The sequence below is a fragment of the Pseudomonas sp. G3-39 genome (assembly GCF_054790485.1).
Genome location: NZ_CP186497.1, coordinates 4,887,179 through 4,909,728, shown reverse-complemented (window position 1 = coordinate 4,909,728; position 22,550 = coordinate 4,887,179). Strand labels below are relative to the sequence as shown.

Below are 22,550 nucleotides of genomic sequence, written 5' to 3'. Positions count from 1 at the left end.
CTCCGCTATGCCTGTTTACAACGGCAATCCAGCCTTCACCCGGTACTGATTGCGCACCGGCGTCGCATATTGCAGCACCAGATACGGACGGTGCTCTTCAGGGCAGGCGTCCAGTCGGCGCTGCCATTCTTCCTGCGCCTTGGCCAATTCATCCGCCGGGAACACTTTGGCAGCCTTCGGCACGTTCAGTTGCGGATCGGCATCGGCCCACTGCGCGTACGCCAGGTAATGCACCGGGAACAGGCGATATCCGCCGAGAATCTGCTTGTCCATCTCGACCGCCAATTGCTTGGTGTCTTCGAACAGCTCGGTGATCGGCGCGGCAAAGTTCACGTGCACCCGGCCCTTATAACCGGTGATGCCCTTGGCAATGCTCACGTCATCCTCGCCCGGCGCCTTGGCGTAGGTGCCGGTGGTGGCGCGGATGTACAACTCGCGGGCCTTGGCCTGATCGCACGGGTCGTATTCGTAGCTGATCGACACCGGGGTCAGGTTCAGCGACTGGATGACCTCGCCGAACGGCTCGTCCTTGCGGCTCATGTGGAACATCTTGAGGATCGCCGACTCGGTACGGTCGTCGCCGTCCTTTGCCCGGCCTTCAGCCTGCGCGATCCAGATCGAGGCGCAATCGCTGCGGATCGAGTGGTTGATATACGCCGACAGCAATTGATACGCCGCCATCTTCTCGCGGCGCCCGGTGATCGAGCGATGCACGATAAAACTCTTGTTCAGGCGCATCAGGTCGCTGACGAAGGGTTTCTGCAGCAGGTTGTCGCCGATCGCGATGCGCGGGGTCGGCAGGCCGGCGTGGTACACCGCGTAGTTGACGAAGGCCGGGTCCATCACGATGTCGCGGTGGTTGGCGATGAACAGGTAGGCGCTGCCGGACTTGAATTGCTCGACACCGGTGTAGGTCACGCCATCAGTGGCGCGCTCGATGGTGTGGTCGACGTAGAACTCGACTTTGTCCTGCAAAGTGGCCACGGAGGTCACGTCGGCAAACTCACGACGCAGCCGATGGGCTATAAGTGGTTTGAGCATCCAGCCGAAGGCACCGGCAAAACGCGGGAAGCGGAAGTGGGTGAGGATATCTAGAAACGCCTTGTCGCCGAGCAGTCTTGCCAGTACCGCAGGTACTTCGCTGTCGTCGTAAGGTCGGATGGCATCGAATTCGCCCATCATGCTCTCTTGTTGGAAACGGCTAGGGTAAGTAAAGGTTTTGATCGAAAACCAACGGGGCACGGTCTGAAAAGGTAGCCAGACAAAAATAGCCCTGCAAATAGACCGGCGATTATACGCACAAGTCACCTGGGAGACCGCGATGCTGGAAAGCGCACTGTATGAATGTCCGTATTGTGGTGAAGAGGTCGAGACGACGGTGGACCTGTCCGCAGGCGATCAGACCTACATCGAGGACTGTCAGGTGTGTTGTCGACCGATCACGTTTGTCTTGCAGGTGCATGGCGAGGATTGGTTTCTGGAAGTCTTCAGCGAAAACGAGTGAGGGGCGCCCATGCAGCGAATCTACGAGCCGGAAAACCTGATGGAGGGCGAGATGCTCAAGGGCATGCTCGCCAGTGAAGGCATCGAAGCGCACCTGGTGGGCCGCGATCTGCTGGGCGGCACGGGGGAATTGCCGATTTTCGGCCTGCTGGGACTGTCGGTCGAAAACGATCAGGCCGAATACGCCCGCGAACTGATCACCGCGTACAATGCCGCGCTGCCGCTGCCCGGCGATGAACCGGAGAGCTTCCCCGGGACGCTGGTCTGTTAGGCTGGCGTTCGTTTTATTTCTGAGTCGTGTTGCCCCATGTGTGGACGTTATGCCCTGTTTCGCTGGAACCGCGATTTCGCGGCCCTGCCCGGATTTCCCGCCGATCAGCAGGCGCAGTGGAACATTTCCCCCAATGATTCGGTGTTGATGCTGCGTGCCGAGGCCGACGGCCAACGCACCCTGGCCCGCGCCCGTTGGGGGCTGACGCCACCGTGGCTGACCGATCTGTCGCGTACCCCGGCGCATGCCCGGGCCGAAACCGTCGCCGAGCAACCGATGTTCCGCGAGGCACTGCGCCTGCGCCGCTGTCTGCTGCCGGCCAACGGTTTCTACGAATGGCGCGGCAACCTGCGCAAGCGCCCGTACTGGCTGACGCCGGGGGAGGGCTCGTCGCTGTTTTTCGCGGCGATCTGGGAAGCGTATCCGGTGCAGGAGCAGGTGTGGCTGAGCACCGCCGTCATCACGCAGCCGGCGGCCAGTCAGCGCCGACCGTTGATTCTCGATGAGGCGGGGCAGGCGGCCTGGCTCGATCCCGCGACGCCGCTGCATGTGCTGCAGGGCTTGCTCGCCAGTGAGCCCGCAGCATTGCGCGAGCGAGTGCTGGCGAATCTGGTGAATGATCCGAAGCTCAATGGGCCGGAGTGTCTGACTCCGGGTTGAGTTGATGCTGTGCCGCCCTCTTCGCGAGCAAGCTTGCTCCCACAGGTTTTGTGAACGCCGCAAAATTACTGTGGGAGCGGGCTTGCTCGCGAAGGGGCCTTTGGATCAGACCTTGAACTGATTGATCAGCCGCCGCTGCTGTTCCGCCAATTTAGTCAGGCCGGCACTGGCCGAGCTCGACTCATCCGCACCGCCCGCCACTTCATTCGCCACCTGACCGATATTGATCACGTTACGGTTGATGTCATCGGCCACTGCGCTCTGTTCTTCCGCCGCACTGGCAATCTGCGTATTCATGTCATTGATCACCGACACCGCCTGAGTAATTGTCTCCAGCGCTTCAGCCGCTTTCGCCGCGTGCTGCACGCTTTCGTCGGTGCGGTTCTGGCTGTCCTCCATGACCCGCACCACATCGCGGGTGCCCTGTTGCAGCTGCTGGATCATGCTCTGGATTTCTTCGGTGGCCTTCTGGGTCTTCTGCGCCAGATTGCGCACCTCGTCCGCCACCACCGCAAAGCCGCGCCCTTGTTCGCCGGCCCGCGCCGCTTCGATTGCTGCGTTCAGCGCCAGCAGGTTGGTCTGCTCGGCGATCCCGCGAATCGCGATGAGGATCGCGTTGATGTTTTCGCTGTCCTTGGCCAGCGTCTGCACCACCTCCACCGCTTTGCCGATTTCCACCGCCAGTACGCCAATCGAGTTCGACGTATCACGGACGATCTGCATGCCTTGGCCGGCAGCCTGATCCGCGTGGCTGGCGGCTTGCGCGGCCTGAGTGGCGTTGCGCGCCACGTCTTGCGCGGTGGCGGTCATCTCCTGCACCGCGGTGGCGACCTGATCGATCTCGGCCATCTGTTTCTGAATGCCGATGTTGGTGCGAATCGCGATGTCGGCAGTGTGCTCCGAGGAATCGCTGACGCTCTGCACCGACGTCACCACCTGCGTGATCATCGCCTGCAACTTGGCGAGGAAGGTGTTGAAGCCCTTGGCGATCGAGCCGAGTTCATCGCTGCGATCACTGCTCAAGCGACGGGTCAGGTCGCCTTCACCTTTGGCAATGTCATCGAGCATGGCGACCATCTGTTTCAGCGGTCGGGCGATGCCGTGGCCCACCAGCCAGATCACCAACAGACCGATGGCGGCAATGATCAGGCCGACCATGGCCATGCCGAAGGTGTCGGATTTGCGTTGCGCATCAAGGTCGGCCTGGAGTTTTTGCAGATCCGCCATCACCGCGTTCAATGGCAGTTGCAGCATCAGGGTCCAGCGTGCGTCGGTCTGGCCGATGCCGAACGGCAGGTACAGTTCGATGCGGCCCTTGTCTTTGTTCACCGAGTAGGTGACTTCGCCGCGCTTGAGATTGGCCATGTTGGCGATCTGCTCGGCGTCAAGAATGTCGCTGACCTTTTCACCGAATTTGCTCGGATCTTTGGTATAGGCAACGATCCGGCCGTTGCCGCCGATCAGGGCCATTTGCCCGGCGCCGCTGTACAACTTCTGGTTGGCGCCGAGGAGCATGTCCTGGATGAAGTTCACCGACAGGTCGGCGCCGACGATGCCCTGGAATGCGCCGTTGAGCATGATCGGTTCAATGAACGAGGCGAGCATGACGACCTTGTCGCCGACCTTGTACGGCGCCGGATCGATCACGCAGGGCTTTTTCGTTTCCTTGGAGCAGAGGTAGTACTCACTGGCGCGTACCCCGGTGGACAGGGTTTTCTGATCGTCGACATCGGCCAGTTTGTCCACGCCCAGACTGCCGTCGGTATTGCGGAACCACCACGGCAGGAAGCGTCCGTTGGCGGGATCGATACCGGTCACGGCGCTGCCGACGTAGGCCGCGTCATTGTGGTCCAGTGCGTTTTTTTCCCAGCCGATGTAGGTGCCGAGAATCTTCGGATTTTTTTCAACGTTCTCCTTGATCAAGCTGATCAACTGCTCGCGGCTGACGCTCAGGCGCGGCTGGCCGTCGGCGCCCGGTGTGCCGAGCAGCGCGTTGACCCGCACCAGTCCGCCGGCAATCAGCAGCGGCGCTTCGAGTTCGCGCTGGATCTGGCTGACCTGGGTCTGCGCCAGTGAGGTCAGGCGTTGTTCGATGACTTGTTCGAACTGCGCCTGAGTGCGCTGTTGCACCATGTCTTGAGTGCGGGCACCGGAAAACAGCGCGTACAGCACCAGCGCGGCAACCACGCTGAGGACGATGGCGCCGGCCAGGGCGGCGACGGAAAACTGGATCGACTTGAACTTCATGGGAGCTCCGCACGCAAGAGGACGTCTGCGCTGTTGTATCGGCAGCAGGCATGGCGCCATGAGCGTTGAGCGGAACAAAGGGCGGAGGATGTCGCAAATGGATCGGTGCGCGACGCAGCGGCAGCAGACTTGCCGGTTGCTGTGAATTTTTTACGACAACAGCGGTGGGAAACTTCCGAAAGACGCTGCAACACGTCTGTTGTATCTGGCGCCGATACAATTCACCCCCTACGATACGCGGCAGGTTTTCAGGGAGCTTTTGAATGAACAAGACATTGGTTGTAAGTGCACTGAGCGCAGCGCTGTTGCTGGCCGGTTGTCAGTCGGTCAACACCACCAGCGGCGGAGCCGTCGGTGTGGAGCGCAAGCAGTACATGTTCAGCATGCTCTCCTCGCAAGAGGTCGACCAGATGTATGCCCAGTCCTACCAGAAGACCGTCGGCGAGGCGTCGAGCAAAGGCGTGCTGGACAAGACCAGCCCGGAGGCCAAGCGGGTTCAGGCGATTGCCAACCGGCTGATCGCCCAGGCACCGAACTTCCGCCCGGATGCGGCGCAGTGGCAGTGGGAAGTCAATCTGATCAAGAGCGACGAGCTCAACGCCAACTGTGGCCCTGGTGGCAAGATCATTTTCTACACCGGGCTGATCGACAGCCTGAAGCTGACCGACGATGAAATTGCGGCGGTCATGGGCCATGAAATCGCCCACGCCCTGCGCGAGCACGGTCGTGAAGCGATGTCCAAAGCCTATGGCATTGAAATGGCCAAACAGGGTGCCGGTGCGTTGCTCGGTCTGGGTCAGGACAGCCTGGCGCTGGCCGACACCGTGGCCAATTACGGCATGACCTTGCCCAACAGCCGCGCCAACGAAAACGAAGCCGACCTGATCGGCCTCGAACTGGCCGCCCGTGCCGGGTACAACCCGAATGCGGCGATCACCTTGTGGAACAAGATGAGCAAGGCTTCGGAAGGCGCACCGCCGGAGTTCATGAGCACCCACCCGGCCTCGTCCAGCCGGATCGCCTCGCTGCAGGCAGCGATTCCGAAGGTGATGCCGCTGTACGAGAAAGCGCCGAAGTCCTAAGAGTCGAAGGACACAACGATTCTTCAGGTTGGGAGGGCTGTTGTGGCGAGGGGATTTATCCCCGATGGGCTGCGAAGCAGCCCCAAAACCTGCAAATGCGTTATGTCTGACACTCTGAGGAGGCAGGTTTGGGGGCGCTTCGCGCCCCATCGGGGATAAATCCCCTCGCCACAGTTAATTGTCAGATCACGGCTCAGGGGTTAAATCCAGCCACTGCTCTGCATCGCCTTGTACACCGCAACGATCGCCAGAATGAAGAACGCCGAAGCGGCCAGGCGACGGATCAAGGTCAGTGGCAATTTCTCCGCAGCAAAGTTACCCGCCAATACCACCGGCACGTTGGCAATCAGCATGCCCGCCGTGGTGCCGATGATCACCAGCCACAGCTCCGGATATTGCGCCGCCAGCATCACGGTGGCGATCTGCGTCTTGTCACCGATTTCCGCAAGGAAAAACGCGATCAGCGTGGTCAGGAAGGGGCCGAACTTGCGTGCGGTGCTGGCTTCATCGTCGTCCATCTTGTCCGGGACCAGCGTCCACAGCGCAGTGGCGGTGAAGCTCGCGGCGAGAATCCAGTGCAGCACCGAATCGGAGAAGAAGCTGCCGAACCAGGCGCCTACCGCACCGGCTGCCGCGTGGTTGGCCAGGGTCGCAGCGACGATACCGGCAATGATCGGCCAGGGTTTGCGAAAGCGAGCGGCGAGAATCAGCGCGAGCAGTTGCGTCTTGTCGCCGATTTCGGCCAAGGCAACGATTGCGGTGGGAACGAGTAACGAGTCCAGCATCAGGATTTTCCTAAGGGGCGGGTCGACACGGCTATGACACGTACAGCCTTCCCGCCCCGGGTAAGGTGTGCGTGTCATAGGTCTTGTCAAACCCTGCGATCCGTCTGGTGCGGACGCTTGGGTCGCATACGCCATGATCTGAGGATCAAGTATGTTGACGTATGCCGGACGAGCTTGGCGCTCGTGGGAGACTACTCCCCTAGGACGGAGCGGATTCTGCCTTCGCAAAACCGATAGAGCAAGAACAAATTTTCAGCCGCGCTTGGCCCGGTAAATCCGGAAACCATTGCCTTCAGCCTTGATTGCACACACGCCCAGATGCTCTTCGATCAGTGGCTGATACTTCAGGAAGCTGTTCGCAACCAGGCGCAGTTCGCCGCCGTTTTTCAGATGTTTGGCCGCTTTTCGCAGCAAGTTCTCGGTGGCGAAATAATCGGTGTGCACGCCGACATGGAACGGCGGGTTGCTCAGAATCGCGTTCAAACCCATCGGTGCAGCGTCGATACCGTCACCGGTCAGCACTTCGGCGTCCAGACCGTTGGCCGCCAACGTCAGGCGACTGCTGGCGGCGGCGAAGGCATCGACGTCGAGCAAAGTCACCTGATTGTGCGGATAGCGACGTTTGACCGCCGCGCCCAACACCCCGGCGCCACAACCGAAATCCAGCAGATGACCGCTCGGCAGTTTGTCCAGATGCTCCAGCAGCAAGGCGCTGCCGCGATCCAGTCGGCCATGGCTGAACACGCCCGGCAGGCTGATGACTTTAAGCGGGCCTTCGGCCAGCGGCAGCTCATAAGTCTGCGCCAGGCTTTCCAGCGATTTTGCTTCAGGCGCGTTGGCCACGGTGACCTGCCACAGTTGGCAGTGACGGGCGCTGTCGAGTTTGCGCGGCTTGCCGAACGGGTTGAGTTGCTTGGACGCACCCTCGATGCCGCTGCGTTTTTCCCCGACCAGAAACACCTCGCGCCCGGGCAGACGTGCGGCCACCGCGTTGAGGATGTAATCGGTCAGGTCCTTGGACTTGGGCAAAAACACCACGGCGCTGTCGAACTCGCGCTCCGGCACGTTTACGCCGAAATGGCTGCGACCTTCGAAGCGCGCATCCAGTGCGGCCTGATCGCCGGCGTGCCAGCACCAGCCGAACGCATTGGGCAGGCGCCCGAGCAGATCGTCGGCAGGCAAACCGGCCAACAACAGCGAACCCTGGAATAACTCGGCCTGACGAAGCAGTACTTCACTGCGCGGATCCATAACTGCTCCTTGGAAAAAAAGTGCCGCAGTTTATCAACTGACGACCCGCAGCGCTTTACCGCTGAAGAATGCCTGGGCGTTTTCGGTCAATTGGCCGACGATGCGTTGCCGCGCTTCGCGACTGCCCCAGGCGTTGTGCGGAGTGACGATCAGCCGTGGAATGTCGGCGGCCAGCAGCGGATTGCCGTTGACCGGCGGTTCGACGCTGAGCACGTCGGTGGCGGCGCCGCCAAGGTGACCGTTGCGCAACGCGTCGGCCAAGGCTTGCTCGTCGATCAAACCACCGCGAGCGGTGTTGACCACAAAGGCGCCGGGTTTCATCGCCGCCAGCTCGCGGGCGCCGATGAAGTGCCGGGTGTGTTCGTTGAGCGGACAGTGCAGGGTCAGGGCGTCGATCTGCGGCAGCAGTTCGTTCAGTGGCAGACGGTCCGGCCGCGCCGGGCGGCCCGGAATCTGTCCGAGCAATACACGCATGCCAAACGCTTCGGCCAGTCGCGCGACCGCACCGCCGAGTTCGCCATGACCGAGCAGGCCGAGGGTTTTGCCCTCCAGTTCGACAATCGGATAGTCGAGCAGGCAGAACTGTCTGGCCTGCTGCCAGCGACCTTCGCCGACCGCTTTTTGATAATCCGCGAGGCGGGTGGCGAGGTTGAGCAGCAGCATGATCGTGTGTTGCGCCACCGACGGCGTGCCGTAACCCTGACAGTTGCACACGGTGATGCCGTGGGCGCGAGCCGCGTCCAGATCGACGTTGTTGGTGCCGGTGGCGGTGATCAGGATCAGTTGCAGATCCGGGTTGGCGGCCATCGCGGCGGCATCGATGCGGATCTTGTTGGTGATCGCCACCGAGGCGCCGTGCAGGCGTTCGGCGACTTGATCAGGCGCAGTCTGGGCGAACAGTTGCAGGTCGCTGAAGCAGGCGCGCAACGGGCTGAGGTCGAGATCGCCGAGATCCAGTGACGGGTGATCGAGGAATACGGCGCGGCGCGGGTTCGTCATCAACTGTACCTTTTGTGCTTGGAACGGAAGGCGTAATCTGCCGAGCCTACCAGATGAAACAAAACGTTACGCAGTGCCCGAAGTGCTCACAAAAACTGTGGGAGCGGGCTTGCTCGCGAAGAGGGCGTGTCAGACCCATAAAGGTTGCCTGACACAACGCCATTCGCGAGCAAGCCCGCTCCCACAGGGGAAAAGCATTCAGGCGATGTGTTCAAGCTGATGATCACCCCCAGAGGAGCCCCCATGTACTGGACCGAGTTCTTGACCGTTGCACTGATCCACCTGCTGGCCGTGGCCAGCCCCGGCCCGGACTTTGCCGTGGTGGTGCGCGAGAGCGTGACCCATGGTCGTCGCGCCGGCACCTGGACCGCACTGGGCGTGGGCACGGCGATTTTCCTGCATGTGGGTTATTCGCTGCTCGGCATCGGCCTGATCGTGTCGCAGTCGATCGTGCTGTTCAACGCCTTGAAATGGGCCGCCGCCGCGTACCTGCTGTACATCGGCTTCAAGGCCTTGCGCGCGCAGCCAGCGAAAACCGTTACCGATGATCTGCACAAAGAGGCAGGCGTGCGCACCGCGCGCGGCGCGTTCACCTCGGGCTTCGTGACCAATGGTCTGAATCCGAAAGCCACGCTGTTCTTCCTGTCGCTGTTTACCGTGGTGATCAACCCGCACACGCCACTGGCGGTGCAGGCCGGTTACGGGGTTTACCTGGCCGTTGCGACCGCTTTCTGGTTCTGCCTGGTGGCGATGCTGTTCAGTCAGCAACGTGTACGTGCCGGTTTTGCCCGCATGGGCCACTGGTTCGACCGCACCATGGGCGCGGTGCTGATCGCTCTCGGCGTGAAAATCGCGTTTACCGAGATGCATTGATCTCAGAACCGCGACTTAAAACTGTGGGAGCGAGCCTGCTCGCGAATGCGTTGGATCAGTCGACATTACTGGTGGCTGAAAGACCGCTTTCGCGAGCAGGCTCGCTCCCACAGGGCCTTACACAAGCTCGCTGAGTTTGCTCAGATTATTCAGGTATTCCCGGGGATTGTCCCCGAGCAAACGGCGAAACATCGCGCTGAACGCCCGCGCGCTGCCGTAACCCAGATCCCGCGCCACGCGCTGCACGCTGTCCCCGGCGAGCAGGCGCGGTAGCGCTTCCATCAGGCGCAGTTGCTGGCGCCAGGCGTTGAAACTCATCTTCAGTTGTCGCTGGAACAGCCGCGCCAAAGTGCGTGAGCTGGCGCCGACCTGCTGCGCCCAGTCTTCCAGGGTGTTGGGGTGATCCGGTGTGTGCAGCAACGCCAGACAGATGTTCTGCAGGCGTCGGTCAGTAGGCATTGGAATGTGCAGCGGCAGGCTTTCCAGGCTGGCGAGCTCTTCCAGCATCAACAGCTGGATCAGCGGATTATCCGCGTGCGGCGGGCCTTGAACGGCGCGCAGGATCAGCTCGCGCAACAGCGGCGTCACCGCCAGCACGCAGCACTGTTGCAGGCTGGCCGGTGACAGCTCGGGGGCAATGAACAGCGAGCGCATCTGCACATCGCCGGACATGAATATCTCGTGCGCGACTTGCGGCGGAATCCACACTGCGCGGCTTGGCGGAATCACCCAGGCACCGAGGTCGGTGACCACCCGCATGATCCCTCGGACGGCATACAGCAACTGCGCCTCGCGATGCAGGTGCAGCGACTGGTGCGCGCCGTCCAGATAATCCCTGGGATAGGCACTCACCGGGCCGTGTTCGAAGTGACTGATCAACATGTCGGATTCGATGACCTGGTTGGCAGGTATGCGCTTTTTCGCCAACTTAGCATAAAGCCGCTGACAACAATCCGCCCATAACAAACACAAGCGTGCCGCCATGAATCAATCCCGAAACGTCATTCGCTACGTCAACGCCGCCCATGTGATCGACCACATGTTCATGCTGATTTTCCCCGCCGCCGTGCTCGGCATGACCCAGGCCTTCGGCCTCGACTACGCCGCGCTGATCGGCCTGTCGCTGGGCGGGTTCATTGCCTTTGGCGCCTGTTCGTTACCAGCCGGCTGGCTGGGCGATCACTGGAGTCGGCGGCAGATGATGCTGGTGTTTTTCTTCGGCATCGGCGCCTCGGCGATCTTCACCGGGCTGAGCACCAGCCCGACCATGCTGGTGATCGGGTTGACCCTGATCGGCATTTTCGCCGCGATCTACCACCCGGTGGGCACCGCGATGCTGGTGGCCTACGCGCAGAATCGCGGGCGGGAGATCGGCATCAATGGCATGTGGGGCAACCTCGGCGTGGCGTTCTCGGCGCTGATCACCGGGTTGCTGGTGGCGCAGTTCGGCTGGCGTTCGGCTTTCGTGTTACCGGGGATGGTGGCGATCGTGCTGGGAATCGGTTTTGCCGTGCAGGTGCGTGAAGAGCCGATCCCGCAGCGTCCACACAGCGCACTGAAGGGCGCTGCCGGGCAGCGGATTTCGATGCTCATGGTATTCGGTGTGCTGGCACTGGCGACGGCCACCGGTGGCGTGGTGTTCAACGCCACGACCATGACCTACCCGAAGCTGTTTCAGGAACGTCTGCATGACTTGTTCGCCTCGCCGCAAACCCTCGGCGTGGTGGTCAGCCTGGCGTATGCCTTTGGTGCAGTGGCGCAGTTGAGCATTGGCCAGGTGCTGCACCGAGTCAGCCTGAAATGGCCGTTTATTGTGTTGACGCTGTTTCAGGCGCCGCTGTTGTACGCCATGGCGTATGTCGATGGTTGGGCAGTGATCGTGCTCGGTGCGGCGTTCATGTTCGTGGTGTTCGGTCAGGTGACGGTGAACGACTCGATGGTCGCCAATTTCGTCGCGCCGCAGTGGCAGTCACGGGTCTTCGCCCTGCGTTACTGCCTGTCGTTCGGCGCCAGTGCGACAGCGATTCCGCTGATTGCCTACATCGAACCGCGCCATGGTTTTGTCGGGCTTTACTTGATTCTGGCGGGTTTCGGCGCATTAACCTTCCTTGCTGCGCTGGTTTTCCCACGGACGCCTTCAGAAGCGGCTGTAGGGCAAGCGGCCTGAACGGCGCTGAAATACCGACAAATGCTGGCGCAAAGCTAGCATTTGTACGGCTGTGCAAATCATTCCTTCGGCTGATTTGACTGGGGTATAACGGCTCTAGAGTAACGCTCTCTACGCCAACACCGTGCAGCCAGAAAAGGGATTCATATGTTGCAGACTCGCGTCATTCCCCCGGCCGATGGGGCCTACCAGTATCCATTGCTGATCAAACGGCTGCTGATGTCCGGCGCCCGTTACGAGAAAACCCGCGAGATCATTTACCGAGACCAGTTGCGCTACAGCTATCCGACCCTGATCGAGCGGGTGGCGCGGCTGGCCAACGTATTGACGGCGGCCGGGGTGAAGGCGGGTGACACCGTGGCGGTGATGGACTGGGACAGCCATCGCTACCTCGAATGCATGTTTGCCATTCCGATGATCGGCGCGGTGATCCACACCATCAACGTGCGTCTGTCGCCGGAGCAGATCCTCTACACCATGAACCACGCCGAGGACCGCTTCGTGCTGGTCAACAGCGAGTTCGTTGGGCTGTACCAGGCCATCGCGCCGCACCTGACCACCGTCGAGAAAACCCTGCTGCTGACCGATCTGCCGGAAAAGACCGCCGAGCTGCCGAACCTGGTCGGCGAGTATGAGCAACTGCTGGCCGCTGCGAGCCCGCAGTACGACTTCCAGGACTTCGACGAGAACTCGGTCGCCACTACCTTCTACACCACGGGCACCACCGGTAACCCGAAAGGTGTGTACTTCACCCATCGGCAACTGGTGCTGCACACCATGGGCGTGTCGACGATCATGGGCGCGATCGACAGCGTGCGCCTGCTCGGCACCAACGACGTGTACATGCCGATTACCCCGATGTTCCATGTGCATGCCTGGGGTTTGCCGTACGTGGCAACCATGCTCGGGCTCAAGCAGGTTTATCCGGGGCGTTACGACCCGGAATTCCTCGTCGAGCTGTGGCGCAAGGAGAAGGTCACGTTCTCCCACTGCGTGCCGACCATCCTGCAGATGCTGCTCAACGCCAAAGGCGCGCAGGGCACCGACTTTGGCGGCTGGAAGATCGTCATCGGTGGCAGTGCGCTGAACCGCACGCTGTATGAAACCGCCAAGGCCCGGGGCATTCAGTTGACGGCGGCGTACGGCATGTCGGAGACCGGGCCACTGGTTTCCTGTGCGCATTTGAACGACGAGTTGATGGCCGGCACCGAAGACGAACGCACCACTTACCGGATCAAGGCCGGTGTGCCGGGGCCGTTGGTGGAAGCGGCGATCGTCGACGCCGAGGGCAACTTCCTCCCCGCCGACGGCGAAACCCAGGGCGAACTGGTGCTGCGCGCGCCGTGGCTCACCGAAGGCTATTTCAACGAACCGCAGAAGGGCGCCGAGCTCTGGGCCGGTGGGTGGCTGCACACCGGCGATGTGGCAACGCTCGACAGCATGGGCGTGATCGACATCCGCGACCGCATCAAGGATGTGATCAAGACTGGCGGCGAATGGATTTCCTCGCTGGACCTCGAAGACCTGATCAGCCGTCATGTGGCGGTACGCGAAGTAGCAGTGGTGGGCATCGCCGATCCGCAATGGGGCGAGCGGCCGTTTGCACTGCTGGTGATCCGCGAAGGGCACGAGATCGGGGCGCGCGAGCTCAAGGAACACCTCAAGCCGTTCGTGGAACTGGGTCACTTGAGCAAGTGGGCGATTCCAAGCCAGATCGCCCTTGTTACGGAAATTCCCAAGACCAGTGTCGGCAAGCTCGACAAGAAGCGCATCCGCCTCGACATCACCGAATGGCAGGCCAACAACAGCACCTTCCTTTCGACACTTTGAGTGTCTGCTGGCGCGCCGAAACCGGCGCGCCAGACCCACCAAGCAAGCGCTTGGCTTGTTAAATCGAAAAATTCAGCCATCCTTGCCGTGCCGACATGTGTCGGACTGGCGAAAGGACTGTTCCAGAGTGGCCGGCAGCTGCAAATCACACTTTAGAGGGATCAAGCAGTACCCCCTGCTGGCTATAGTCCGCTCAAGGATTTTTAAGAACGGGGCACACGCACGAACAGGGGCGATGCAACTTTGGAGTGACGTCGGGTGGCTACTGGCTCCCGGTCTTCCAGGCGTTTTTAAAAGTACTCACTGCCATAACAATAATGCACATGGAGTAGCGTCGATGACATCAGTAAACCAGTTCTGGCGCCGGGCTAAACTGCCTCTGGCCGTCAGTCTTGCCTCTACGCTCGCCGGGCCCGCATTCGGCGTCAGTTTCAACGTCGGTGAAATCGAAGGTCAGTTCGACTCCTCGCTCTCCCTGGGCATGAGTATCTCGACCCAGCAGCCGAACAAGGACCTTATTGGTGTCAACAACGGCGGCAAGGGCCTGTCCCAGACCTCCGACAACGGCCACCTGAACTTCAAGAGCGGGCAAGCCTTCTCGAAGATCTTCAAGGGCATCCATGATCTGGAACTGAAATACGGCGACACCGGGGTCTTCGTCCGGGGCAAATACTGGTACGACTTCGCGCTGCAGAATCAGGACCTGGAATACAAGGACGTCAGCAACCACAACCGCGACGTCGCGGCGCGTTCTTCCGGCGGGCAGATCCTCGACGCCTTCGTCTACCACAACTACTCGATTGCCGATGAGCCAGGTTCGGTGCGTCTGGGCAAGCAGGTGGTGAACTGGGGCGAAAGTACCTTCATCGGTGGCGGCATCAACTCGATCAACCCGATCGACGTGTCCGCGTTCCGCCGTCCGGGTGCCGAGATCAAGGAAGGCCTGATCCCGGTCAACATGTTCTACGTGTCCCAGAGCATTACCGAAAACCTCTCGGCCGAAGGTTTCTACCAGATCGACTGGCAGAAGACCGTGACCGACAACTGCGGCACCTTTTTCTCGCAGCCGGACATCGTCACCACCGGTTGCGACGACAACCTGCGGGTACTGAACAAGCGTTCGACCATTCCGGGTATTGCGCTCGGGCCGTTGGCCAACGCTGGTGTCGACGTCAACGAAGAGGGCGTGCTGGTGCGCCGTTCGCCCAACCGCAACGCGCGTGACAGCGGGCAGTGGGGCGTTTCCGCCAAGTACATGTTCGACCCGCTGGCCACCGAGTTCGGCGCCTACTTCATGAACTACCACAGCCGTGCGCCGATCTTCAGCGCCACCGGCGCGCCACAGTCGATCTATAACGGCGTGGCGGCATTGCCGGGGCCGTTCCAGGCGCTGGGGCCACTGGTAGTCGCAGGCAACTCGAACTACTTCATCGAATACCCTGAGGACATTCGCCTCTACGGTCTGAGCTTCTCCACTACCCTGCCTACCGGTACGGCGTGGAGCGGTGAAGTCAGCTACCGGCCGAATGCGCCGGTGCAGTTGAACTCCACCGACATTCTGTTCGCCGGCGTACGTCCGCTGGGTGGCGCCTTGACCAATGCGTCGGTCCTCAACGGCGTGCCGGGCCAGGATCTGCACGGTTACAACCGTAAAGAAATCACCCAGCTGCAAACCACCCTGACGCACTTCTTCGATCAGGTGATGGGCGCCAACCGGCTGACCCTGGTGGGTGAAGTCGGCGTGACCCACGTCGGTGGTCTGGAAAGCAAATCCGAAGCCCGTTACGGCCGCGATCCGGTGTTCGGCCCGGGCGAACTGCCTGCCACGGGAGGTCTCAACACCTGCTCGCAGATCCTCAACACCTCCACCATCAACGGTGCCGGGCCGGGGGCTTCGCGCGACAACGTTTCCAGCAACTGCAACAACGACGGTTTCACCACGGCCACTTCGTGGGGCTATCGCGCTCGTGCCATTTGGGATTACAGCGACGTGTTTGCCGGTGTGAACCTCAAGCCGAACGTGGCTTGGTCGCACGACGTGAAAGGTTACTCGCCAGGCCCTGGCGGCAACTTCGAGGAAGGTCGCAAGGCCATCAGCCTCGGTCTCGATGCCGAATACCAGAACACCTACACGGCGAGCCTGGCCTACACCAACTTCTTTGGCGGCGACTACACGACCGTGGACGATCGTGACTTCGTGGCCTTGAGCGTCGGCGTGAACTTCTAAGCACAGTTTTTTCAGGACGAACACACATATGAAAATAACAAAGAGTCTGTTCCACGCGGGTGTTCTGGGTTTGTCGCTGCTGGCGACCAGTGTCATGGCGGCCGTTCCCGCCGCCGAAGCCGACAAGCTGGGCAAGAGCCTGACCCCGATGGGCGCCGAAATGGCCGGCAACGCCGACGGTTCGATCCCTGCCTGGAAACCGTTGGCGAAAAATGCCGGCACGGTCGACAGCAAGGGCTTCCTGTCCGATCCGTTCGGCAGTGAAAAACCGCTGTTCACCATCACCGCGCAGAACGTCGAGCAGTACAAGGACAAGCTTGCTCCGGGCCAGTACGCGATGTTCAAGCGCTACCCGGACACCTTCAAGATTCCGGTTTATCCGTCCCATCGCGGCTCGACCGTGCCGGATGACGTGTTCGCCGCGATCAAGAAAAACGCCACCACCACCAATCTGGTGGCTGGCGGCAACGGTCTGGAAAACTTTGACACTGCCGTGCCGTTCCCGATTCCGAAAAGCGGTCTGGAAGTGATCTGGAACCACATCACCCGCTATCGCGGTGGCAGCGTGACCCGTCTGGTGACCCAGGCGACTCCGCAAACCAACGGCTCGTTCAGCCTGGTGTACTTCCAGGACCAGTTCGTGTTCCGCGACAAGATGAAGGATTACGATCCGGCCAACCCAGGCAACATCCTGTTCTACTTCAAGCAGAAAGTGACCGCGCCGGCACGTCTGGCCGGTACCGTACTGCTGGTGCACGAAACCCTCGACCAGGTGAAGGAGCCGCGCAAGGCGTGGGTCTACGCCACTGGTCAGCGTCGTGTGCGTCAGGCACCGCAAGTGTCCTATGACGGCCCGGGCACTGCGGCGGACGGTCTGCGTACCTCCGACAACCTCGACATGTACAACGGTGCGCCGGATCGCTACGACTGGAAGCTCGAAGGCAAGAAAGAGATGTACATTGCCTCCAACAGCTACAAGATCGACTCGCCGACTCTCAAGTACGCCGACATCATCAAGGCCGGCCATATCAACCAGGACCTGACCCGTTACGAGTTGCGTCGTGTCTGGCACGTGGTCGCCACCCTGAAACCGGGTCAGCGCCATATCTATGCCAAACGTGACTTCTACATCGACGAAGACACCTGGCAGGCAGCGGTCATCGACCACTACGACGGTCGCGGTCAGCTGTGGCGTGTCGCCGAAGCGCATGCCGAGGACTACTACGACAAGCAAGTGCCGTGGTACGCGCTGGAAGCCCTGTACGACCTGCAATCGGGTCGCTACCTGGCGCTGGGCATGAAGAACGAAGAAAAATCAGCGTATGACTTCGGTTTCTCTGCCACCAAGAGTGAATTCCAGCCGGGCAACCTGGGCCAGGACGGTATCCGCTAAGCTTTGACCCGAGGCCGCATCCTCGAAAAAACGCCCCGACTGGTTCGGGGCGTTTTTTTTGGCGTTGATTTTGTAGGAGCTGCCGGCTCTCGACAGTCTTTTTGTAGCCATTTGTAGCAGCAACCTTCATAACCGCTACGTTTAAGGCTAGGCTGCGGACATCTGCTACGCCGCCAACAGCCATTCGAACAAGAGCCGGCCATGACTGATCTGTCCCCACTTCCGGGTCCCGCAAGCGTTGCCGTCGCGGCACTGGACGGACGTTTTTTCCGTCCTCCGCTGCCGGACGGATACGTCTTGCGGCCACGTCTCTGCGAGCGCCTGCAAACCGGGCTCGGTGGACGTCTGTTACTGGTGTGCGCTCCGGCCGGGTTCGGCAAGAGTTCGCTGGCGGTGGAGTTCTGTCAGAGCCTGCCGGGGCACTGGCAAAGTCTCTGGCTGGGATTGAGCCCACGGGATAACGATCCGGGGCGGTTTCTCGAGCGATTGCTGGAGGGACTGCAGGACTACTTTCCGGATCTGGGCAGTCGTGCACTCGGCCTGTTGAAGATGCGCCAGCGCCATCAGCCGTTCGCCTTCGAAGAATGGCTCGATGGTTTGCTCGATGAACTGGCCCTGCAACTGCAACCGACGGCGCCGCTGTTGCTGGTGCTCGACGACTACCATCTCGCCCAAGGCCCGGTACTCGACCGTTGCCTGCAGTTTTTCCTCAATCATCTTCCCGATGGCTTGCTGGTCATGGTCACCAGTCGGCAGCGCCCGGACTGGCATCTGGCGCGTCTGCGCCTGTCGCGCCAGTTGCTCGAACTGCATGAGCAGGACTTGCGCCTGACCCACGATGAGGCCCTGACGCTGCTTGATCGACACAGCAGTTCATTGCGCGGCGAAGCGCTGGAAAACCTGATCCAGCGCAGCGAAGGCTGGGTGGCCGGACTGCGTTTCTGGTTGCTTGCGGTCTCCGAGGCTGGCAGCGGGGCTCCGTTGCCACCCGCGCTGAACGGCGGGGAAGGGCTGATCCGCGATTACCTGCTGGAAGAAGTGATCGATTGCCTGCCGGCCGAGGTGCAGGCGTTTCTCTACGACACCGCCCCTCAAGAGCGCTTTTGCAGCGAGCTGTGCGACGCGGTGCGCGAAGCCCACGACAGCGCCGAAATCCTGCGGTTTCTGTTGGCGCATCAGGTATTTCTGGTGCCGCTGGACGAACACGGTCACTGGTATCGCTATCACCATTTGTTTTCCGATCTGCTGCGCAGCCGTCCCGTGACCCAGACGCTGGTGCCGGCGGCGACCCTGCACCTGCGCGCCTGTCGCTGGTTCAATGCTCAAGGGCTGCTCGACGAAGCGGTGGAGCAGGCCTTGCGCGCCGGCCATCTGGATGTCGCAGCGAATCTGGTGCAGAACCTGTCCGAGGAACAACTGCTCGCCGAGCAGAACGTGGGCATGCTGCTGCGCTGGAAAATGGACTTGCCCGACAGCCTGCTGATCAGCACGCCACGCTTGATCGTGCTCTATAGCTGGGCGCTCGGGCTGGCCTGTCAGCTGGATGCCGCTGAAGAGCTGGCCAGTCATTTAAGTCGTTTCCTGCCTGCGCCTTCGGCTTCGGCGCAGAAGTCGATGCTCGCGCAATGGCTGGCGCTCAGCGGCATCATCGCCCGCGGGCGAGGGCATCGTGAGCTGACCCAGCGCTATTGCAGCGAAGCGCTGGAAAGCCTGCCGGTGAAACGTTACGGGCAACGCCTGATGTGCCTGTCGACCTTGTCCAATCTGGCGATTGCCGACGGTGACCTGTGGCGTGCGCGGGGCTTGAATCGAGAATCCCTCGAGCTGGCGCAGCGGGTCGGCAATCCGTTGTTCGAAGCCTTGGCGCATTACGACCGGGCGCGGGTCCTGCAATCGCGCGGGGAAATTCTGCGCGCCCTGGATGAGGTGCATCAGGGTCTTGATCGTCTGCGCGGGTTGTCGGCGCAACGTCTGTACGCGGTGCGTGCACGGCTGACGCTGTATGAAGGTTTTCTGCTGTCGATGCGCTTGCAACCGCAGCAGGCCCGGGCCCGATTGCTGAGCGGTCTGGCCGAAGCGCGGGCCTGCCGGGATATCAGCGTATTGATCGGTCACTGCGTGATCGCCCGTCTCGACGGCAGCGTCGGCGAGTTCGCCAAGGCCTTCGCCGAACTCGCTGAAGCCGAGCGTCTGATGCATATCTGGGATGTGCCGCCGATCTACTATCTGGCGATGATCACCCTGGTCAAATGCGAACTGTGGTTGGCGCAAGGCCGCACTGATCTGGCCGAAGCCTGGCTGGCGCGACTGGGCCAGACCTACACCGGCGAACGTGCAGCCGCACCACCGGAATTTCATCCACAGCTGCCGCTGCATGTGGAATTGCAACAAGCGTTGCTCGACGTGATCAAGGGCCAGCCGATGCTCGCCGAAGGGCGGTTGAATGTGTTGCTGGAAAACGGTCAGCAAACCGGGCGCCAGTTACTGTGTGTGATGGCGCTGGCGCAGAAAGTGAATTTGCTGCTGAGCAGTGGTCGCGAATCCGAGGCACGCAAAGCATTGAACCAGGCGCTGGAAGCGGCGGCGGGCGGCGTGATACAGCCATTTGACGCCTTGATCAAAGCGCATCCGGACTGGCTGCGCAGCCAGCTGCAAAACTCGCCAGCACTGGCAGGACAGCAGTTGCTGACGCATTTTCCGCTGGTGGTTGCCCGTCCTGTCATTGAATCTGGATCTGCCGAACAACTCAGCAGTCGCGAGCTGGCGGTGCTGCGTTTGATTGCCCAGGGCTGTTCCAATCAGGAAATCAGCGAGCAACTGTTCATCTCGCTGCATACGGTGAAAACCCATGCCAGCCATATCAACAGCAAGTTGGGGGTTGAGCGGCGTACCCAGGCGGTGGCCCGCGCCAAGGCGCTGGGGTTAATGATCTAGTCCCGCTAAAATCTTCGGCATCAGCGGTTTTCGCCGCCGTCGAATATTGATCAGGATTGCCCCATGACTGTTCCAGCGCCTGCGCTCATCCGCGAAACCTTCCCCGTCGGCCCGCTGCAGTGCAACTGCACGATCATCGGCGACCCGATCACTAAAAAAGCCATCGTCGTCGATCCGGGCGGCAACCCCGATCTGATCATGGCGCGCCTCGATGCCCACGGTTTGAAAGTGGTCAGCATCATCCACACCCACGCGCATCTCGATCATTTCCTCGCCTCCGGGCAGATGAAGGAAAAGACTGGCGCAACCCTGCATCTGCACAAGGAAGACCAGTTCCTGTGGGACAACCTCGAAATGCAATGCCAGATGTTCGGTGTGCCCTACACCCCGGTACCGTCGCCGGATCGCTGGTTGAGCGACGATGAAGAACTGGCCTGCGGCTGCGGCGTGGCGCTGCATACGCCGGGACATACGCCCGGTTCCATGAGCTTTTGGTTTTCCGAGGCTAAGCTGTTGATTGCCGGCGACACGCTGTTTCGTCGCGGGGTAGGGCGCACGGATTTGTGGGGCGGCGATCAGGCGACCATCGTGCGATCGATCAAGCAGCGGCTGTACACCCTCGACGAAGACGCAATCGTGGTTGCCGGGCATGGTCCGGACACGCGTCTCGGGGATGAAATGCGGGAAAACCCGTTCGTGCGCGCCTAAACATTTTGTCATGAGTGTGCGGCGGAATTTTTCGGCATTGTCATGATCCAACGCCCGCACAGGTCTATTGCCTAGGGCCGCTGCCACACAGAATGCGAAAAAAACCAGGAGCTCTTCATGTTCACCACGCCTCGTTTGATTATTGTTGCTACCGCTGTGGCCATGTTGGCCGGCTGCGCCTCGCCCAACCCGTATGACAATCAGGGGCAGGCCGACGGTGGCTCGCAAGGCATGAGCAAAACCGCCAAGTACGGCGGTCTCGGTGCGCTGGCCGGCGCCTTGGCAGGTGCCGCCATCGACCACAACAACCGTGGCAAGGGTGCCTTGATCGGCGCGGCGGTCGTTGGTGCCTCGGCGGCCGGTTACGGTTACTACGCCGACCAGCAAGAGAAAAAGCTGCGCGCCAGCATGGCCAACACCGGGGTTGAAGTGCAGCGCCAGGGCGATCAGATCAAGCTGATCATGCCAGGCAACATCACCTTCGCCACCGATTCGGCGAACATCGCGCCAAGCTTCTATCAGCCGCTGAACAATCTGGCGAACTCGCTGAAAGAGTTCAACCAGAACCAGATCGAAATCGTCGGCTACACCGACAGCACCGGCAGCCGCCAGCACAACATGGACCTGTCTCAGCGTCGTGCGCAGAGCGTGGCCACCTACCTGACCTCGCAAGGTGTCAGCGGTGCCAACCTCTCGGCCCGTGGCGCCGGCCCGGATAACCCGATTGCCAGCAACGGTGACGTCAATGGCCGCGCGCAGAACCGCCGCGTCGAGGTCAACCTGAAAGCGATTCCAGGTCAGCAGTATGGTGGTCAGCAGCAACAGCCGGGGACGGTTCAGCAGTATCCGTAAGTGAATGCTTGAGTGAAGAAATGCCCGGTCTTGTGACCGGGCATTTTTTGGGGTTGCCCGTGCTGGCCCTTTCGCGAGCAAGCCCGCTCCCACAGGGATGGGTGTTGTTCACAGAATCTGCGTTCACCACATGACCCTGTGGGAGCGGGCTTGCTCGCGAAGGGGCCGGACCAATCACCCTCAAATCATCAGATACAAAAAAAGCCCCCGGACAACCGAATTGTCCGGGGGCTATTTGCTTGCAGCGAAGACTGATTACTTCTTCAAACCATAATGCTCATCGAGCATGCCAGGCGAGTTCGGGGCTTTCGGTGCGTAGTCGCGTGGCGGCTCCTGATCGCGCGGCGGCGTCAGGCGTTCGCGCGGTGCCTGCGCGGCATCGGCGTGCAAAGCGGCGATCAGGCGTTGACGGGTCTGCTCGTCCAGGGCCAGGCGGTTGGCACCCTCGGCGAGATGATCCTGCACTTCCTGATAGCTCTGGGTCAGCTTCTTGACCAGCATCGCGGTGCTGTTGAAGTGGGTGACCACCTCGTTTTGATAGCTGTCGAAACGCTCCTGGATATCATCCAGTTGACGCTGCGTGCGGCTCGGCGCGGCATTCGGTGCGACGCGAGCGATCAGGAATCCAATGGCGACACCCACAACCAGGGCAAGAGTCGGTAACAACCAAACTAAGAGCGAGTGTTCCACGAGTCCTTCCTCTATAAACGGCTTTGCTTTACGTTAACGGCTCGAACCTGCGCTGTATACCGCGATTCACTCGCAATA

At 61.0% G+C, this 22,550-nt stretch carries 19 protein-coding genes, 1 pseudogene and 1 riboswitch; of the genes and pseudogenes, 12 read left to right on the top strand and 8 right to left on the bottom strand.

Going from position 1 to position 22,550, the window contains the following annotated elements; genetic code table 11:
• Positions 1–15: 15 nt before the first annotated feature.
• Positions 16–1,179: a 1-acyl-sn-glycerol-3-phosphate acyltransferase gene (locus ACOYXG_RS22065; RefSeq protein WP_460358530.1), complete on the bottom strand. Its 1,164-nt coding sequence runs from the start codon at positions 1,177–1,179 to the stop codon at positions 16–18.
• A gap of 142 nt (positions 1,180–1,321) precedes the next feature.
• Between ACOYXG_RS22065 and ACOYXG_RS22060 the strand changes: the two genes are divergently transcribed.
• From ACOYXG_RS22060 to ACOYXG_RS22050, 3 genes are read left to right on the top strand one after another with little or no spacing between them, the layout of a single operon-like run.
• Positions 1,322–1,504, top strand: coding sequence for a CPXCG motif-containing cysteine-rich protein (locus ACOYXG_RS22060; RefSeq protein WP_096797159.1), 183 nt, complete (start codon positions 1,322–1,324; stop codon positions 1,502–1,504).
• 9 nt (positions 1,505–1,513) lie between these two features.
• Positions 1,514–1,774, top strand: a complete 261-nt coding sequence (locus ACOYXG_RS22055) for a putative signal transducing protein (protein WP_003228093.1) — start codon at positions 1,514–1,516, stop codon at positions 1,772–1,774.
• 36 nt (positions 1,775–1,810) lie between these two features.
• Positions 1,811–2,434 (top strand): SOS response-associated peptidase, encoded by a 624-nt coding sequence (locus ACOYXG_RS22050; protein WP_007967716.1) that lies wholly within the window; start codon positions 1,811–1,813, stop codon positions 2,432–2,434.
• Between the two features lie 105 nt (positions 2,435–2,539).
• Here the strand turns inward: ACOYXG_RS22050 and ACOYXG_RS22045 are convergent, their stop codons facing one another.
• Together ACOYXG_RS22045 and ACOYXG_RS22040 are read right to left on the bottom strand one after the other, a co-directional pair.
• Positions 2,540–3,283, bottom strand: coding sequence for a methyl-accepting chemotaxis protein (locus ACOYXG_RS22045; protein ID WP_371917797.1), 744 nt, complete (start codon positions 3,281–3,283; stop codon positions 2,540–2,542).
• 111 nt (positions 3,284–3,394) lie between these two features.
• A pseudogene (locus ACOYXG_RS22040) lies at positions 3,395–3,592 on the bottom strand (HAMP domain-containing protein); the annotation flags it as partial.
• A 1,352-nt stretch (positions 3,593–4,944) separates the two neighbouring features.
• Between ACOYXG_RS22040 and ACOYXG_RS22035 the strand changes: the two are divergent.
• On the top strand, positions 4,945–5,763 hold the full coding sequence (locus ACOYXG_RS22035) for a M48 family metallopeptidase (protein ID WP_027612207.1): 819 nt from the start codon (positions 4,945–4,947) through the stop codon (positions 5,761–5,763).
• A 200-nt stretch (positions 5,764–5,963) separates the two neighbouring features.
• Here the strand turns inward: ACOYXG_RS22035 and ACOYXG_RS22030 are convergent, their stop codons facing one another.
• From ACOYXG_RS22030 to ACOYXG_RS22020, 3 genes are all read right to left on the bottom strand, one after another.
• On the bottom strand, positions 5,964–6,548 hold the full coding sequence (locus ACOYXG_RS22030) for a TMEM165/GDT1 family protein (RefSeq protein ID WP_003228090.1): 585 nt from the start codon (positions 6,546–6,548) through the stop codon (positions 5,964–5,966).
• Positions 6,549–6,636: 88 nt separating this feature from the next.
• Positions 6,637–6,761: riboswitch (yybP-ykoY riboswitch) on the bottom strand.
• A gap of 39 nt (positions 6,762–6,800) precedes the next feature.
• On the bottom strand, positions 6,801–7,799 hold the full coding sequence (locus ACOYXG_RS22025) for a class I SAM-dependent methyltransferase (protein WP_027612205.1): 999 nt from the start codon (positions 7,797–7,799) through the stop codon (positions 6,801–6,803).
• A gap of 33 nt (positions 7,800–7,832) precedes the next feature.
• Entirely contained in the window at positions 7,833–8,798 is a 966-nt protein-coding gene (locus tag ACOYXG_RS22020; protein ID WP_098965557.1) for a 2-hydroxyacid dehydrogenase, read from the bottom strand.
• Between the two features lie 243 nt (positions 8,799–9,041).
• On the opposite strand from ACOYXG_RS22020, the gene ACOYXG_RS22015 reads away from it, so the two are divergent.
• Positions 9,042–9,671: a LysE family translocator gene (locus ACOYXG_RS22015; protein ID WP_027612203.1), complete on the top strand. Its 630-nt coding sequence runs from the start codon at positions 9,042–9,044 to the stop codon at positions 9,669–9,671.
• Positions 9,672–9,788: 117 nt separating this feature from the next.
• Here the strand turns inward: ACOYXG_RS22015 and ACOYXG_RS22010 are convergent, their stop codons facing one another.
• Entirely contained in the window at positions 9,789–10,553 is a 765-nt protein-coding gene (locus tag ACOYXG_RS22010; protein WP_460353975.1) for an AraC family transcriptional regulator, read from the bottom strand.
• A 100-nt stretch (positions 10,554–10,653) separates the two neighbouring features.
• On the opposite strand from ACOYXG_RS22010, the gene ACOYXG_RS22005 reads away from it, so the two are divergent.
• The 7 genes from ACOYXG_RS22005 to ACOYXG_RS21975 all read left to right on the top strand — a co-directional run bounded on the left by ACOYXG_RS22005 (position 10,654) and on the right by ACOYXG_RS21975 (position 21,782).
• Complete coding sequence (locus tag ACOYXG_RS22005; RefSeq protein ID WP_460353972.1) at positions 10,654–11,838, top strand: MFS transporter; 1,185 nt, start codon at positions 10,654–10,656, stop codon at positions 11,836–11,838.
• Positions 11,839–11,985: 147 nt separating this feature from the next.
• A complete protein-coding gene (locus tag ACOYXG_RS22000) occupies positions 11,986–13,668 on the top strand; it encodes a fatty acid--CoA ligase (RefSeq protein ID WP_027612200.1) in 1,683 nt (560 codons plus the stop codon).
• A gap of 337 nt (positions 13,669–14,005) precedes the next feature.
• A complete protein-coding gene (locus tag ACOYXG_RS21995; RefSeq protein WP_096797153.1) occupies positions 14,006–15,895 on the top strand; it encodes a DUF1302 domain-containing protein in 1,890 nt (629 codons plus the stop codon).
• A 28-nt stretch (positions 15,896–15,923) separates the two neighbouring features.
• On the top strand, positions 15,924–17,288 hold the full coding sequence (locus ACOYXG_RS21990) for a DUF1329 domain-containing protein (RefSeq protein ID WP_096797152.1): 1,365 nt from the start codon (positions 15,924–15,926) through the stop codon (positions 17,286–17,288).
• 201 nt (positions 17,289–17,489) lie between these two features.
• Positions 17,490–20,222, top strand: a complete 2,733-nt coding sequence (locus ACOYXG_RS21985; protein WP_027612197.1) for a LuxR C-terminal-related transcriptional regulator — start codon at positions 17,490–17,492, stop codon at positions 20,220–20,222.
• Between the two features lie 63 nt (positions 20,223–20,285).
• Positions 20,286–20,930, top strand: coding sequence for an MBL fold metallo-hydrolase (locus ACOYXG_RS21980; protein WP_027612196.1), 645 nt, complete (start codon positions 20,286–20,288; stop codon positions 20,928–20,930).
• A 117-nt stretch (positions 20,931–21,047) separates the two neighbouring features.
• Positions 21,048–21,782: an OmpA family protein gene (locus ACOYXG_RS21975; protein ID WP_007961595.1), complete on the top strand. Its 735-nt coding sequence runs from the start codon at positions 21,048–21,050 to the stop codon at positions 21,780–21,782.
• Positions 21,783–22,037: 255 nt separating this feature from the next.
• Here the strand turns inward: ACOYXG_RS21975 and ACOYXG_RS21970 are convergent, their stop codons facing one another.
• The gene (locus ACOYXG_RS21970; protein WP_007961596.1) at positions 22,038–22,472 is read right to left on the bottom strand and encodes a Z-ring associated ZapG family protein; all 435 of its coding nucleotides are present in this window, start codon (positions 22,470–22,472) and stop codon (positions 22,038–22,040) included.
• Positions 22,473–22,550: the final 78 nt, after the last annotated feature.

Excerpts from the sequence above, each read along its gene's own strand:
- ACOYXG_RS22065 (WP_460358530.1), bottom strand. The coding sequence starts at position 1,179 with ATGGGCGAATTCGATGCCATCCGACCTTACGACGACAGCGAAGTACCT.
- ACOYXG_RS22060 (WP_096797159.1), top strand. The coding sequence starts at position 1,322 with ATGCTGGAAAGCGCACTGTATGAATGTCCGTATTGTGGTGAAGAGGTC.
- ACOYXG_RS22055 (WP_003228093.1), top strand. The coding sequence starts at position 1,514 with ATGCAGCGAATCTACGAGCCGGAAAACCTGATGGAGGGCGAGATGCTC.
- ACOYXG_RS22050 (WP_007967716.1), top strand. The coding sequence starts at position 1,811 with ATGTGTGGACGTTATGCCCTGTTTCGCTGGAACCGCGATTTCGCGGCC.
- ACOYXG_RS22045 (WP_371917797.1), bottom strand. The coding sequence starts at position 3,283 with ATGGCCGAGATCGATCAGGTCGCCACCGCGGTGCAGGAGATGACCGCC.
- ACOYXG_RS22035 (WP_027612207.1), top strand. The coding sequence starts at position 4,945 with ATGAACAAGACATTGGTTGTAAGTGCACTGAGCGCAGCGCTGTTGCTG.
- ACOYXG_RS22030 (WP_003228090.1), bottom strand. The coding sequence starts at position 6,548 with ATGCTGGACTCGTTACTCGTTCCCACCGCAATCGTTGCCTTGGCCGAA.
- ACOYXG_RS22025 (WP_027612205.1), bottom strand. The coding sequence starts at position 7,799 with ATGGATCCGCGCAGTGAAGTACTGCTTCGTCAGGCCGAGTTATTCCAG.
- ACOYXG_RS22020 (WP_098965557.1), bottom strand. The coding sequence starts at position 8,798 with ATGACGAACCCGCGCCGCGCCGTATTCCTCGATCACCCGTCACTGGAT.
- ACOYXG_RS22015 (WP_027612203.1), top strand. The coding sequence starts at position 9,042 with ATGTACTGGACCGAGTTCTTGACCGTTGCACTGATCCACCTGCTGGCC.
- ACOYXG_RS22010 (WP_460353975.1), bottom strand. The coding sequence starts at position 10,553 with ATGTTGATCAGTCACTTCGAACACGGCCCGGTGAGTGCCTATCCCAGG.
- ACOYXG_RS22005 (WP_460353972.1), top strand. The coding sequence starts at position 10,654 with ATGAATCAATCCCGAAACGTCATTCGCTACGTCAACGCCGCCCATGTG.
- ACOYXG_RS22000 (WP_027612200.1), top strand. The coding sequence starts at position 11,986 with ATGTTGCAGACTCGCGTCATTCCCCCGGCCGATGGGGCCTACCAGTAT.
- ACOYXG_RS21995 (WP_096797153.1), top strand. The coding sequence starts at position 14,006 with ATGACATCAGTAAACCAGTTCTGGCGCCGGGCTAAACTGCCTCTGGCC.
- ACOYXG_RS21990 (WP_096797152.1), top strand. The coding sequence starts at position 15,924 with ATGAAAATAACAAAGAGTCTGTTCCACGCGGGTGTTCTGGGTTTGTCG.
- ACOYXG_RS21985 (WP_027612197.1), top strand. The coding sequence starts at position 17,490 with ATGACTGATCTGTCCCCACTTCCGGGTCCCGCAAGCGTTGCCGTCGCG.
- ACOYXG_RS21980 (WP_027612196.1), top strand. The coding sequence starts at position 20,286 with ATGACTGTTCCAGCGCCTGCGCTCATCCGCGAAACCTTCCCCGTCGGC.
- ACOYXG_RS21975 (WP_007961595.1), top strand. The coding sequence starts at position 21,048 with ATGTTCACCACGCCTCGTTTGATTATTGTTGCTACCGCTGTGGCCATG.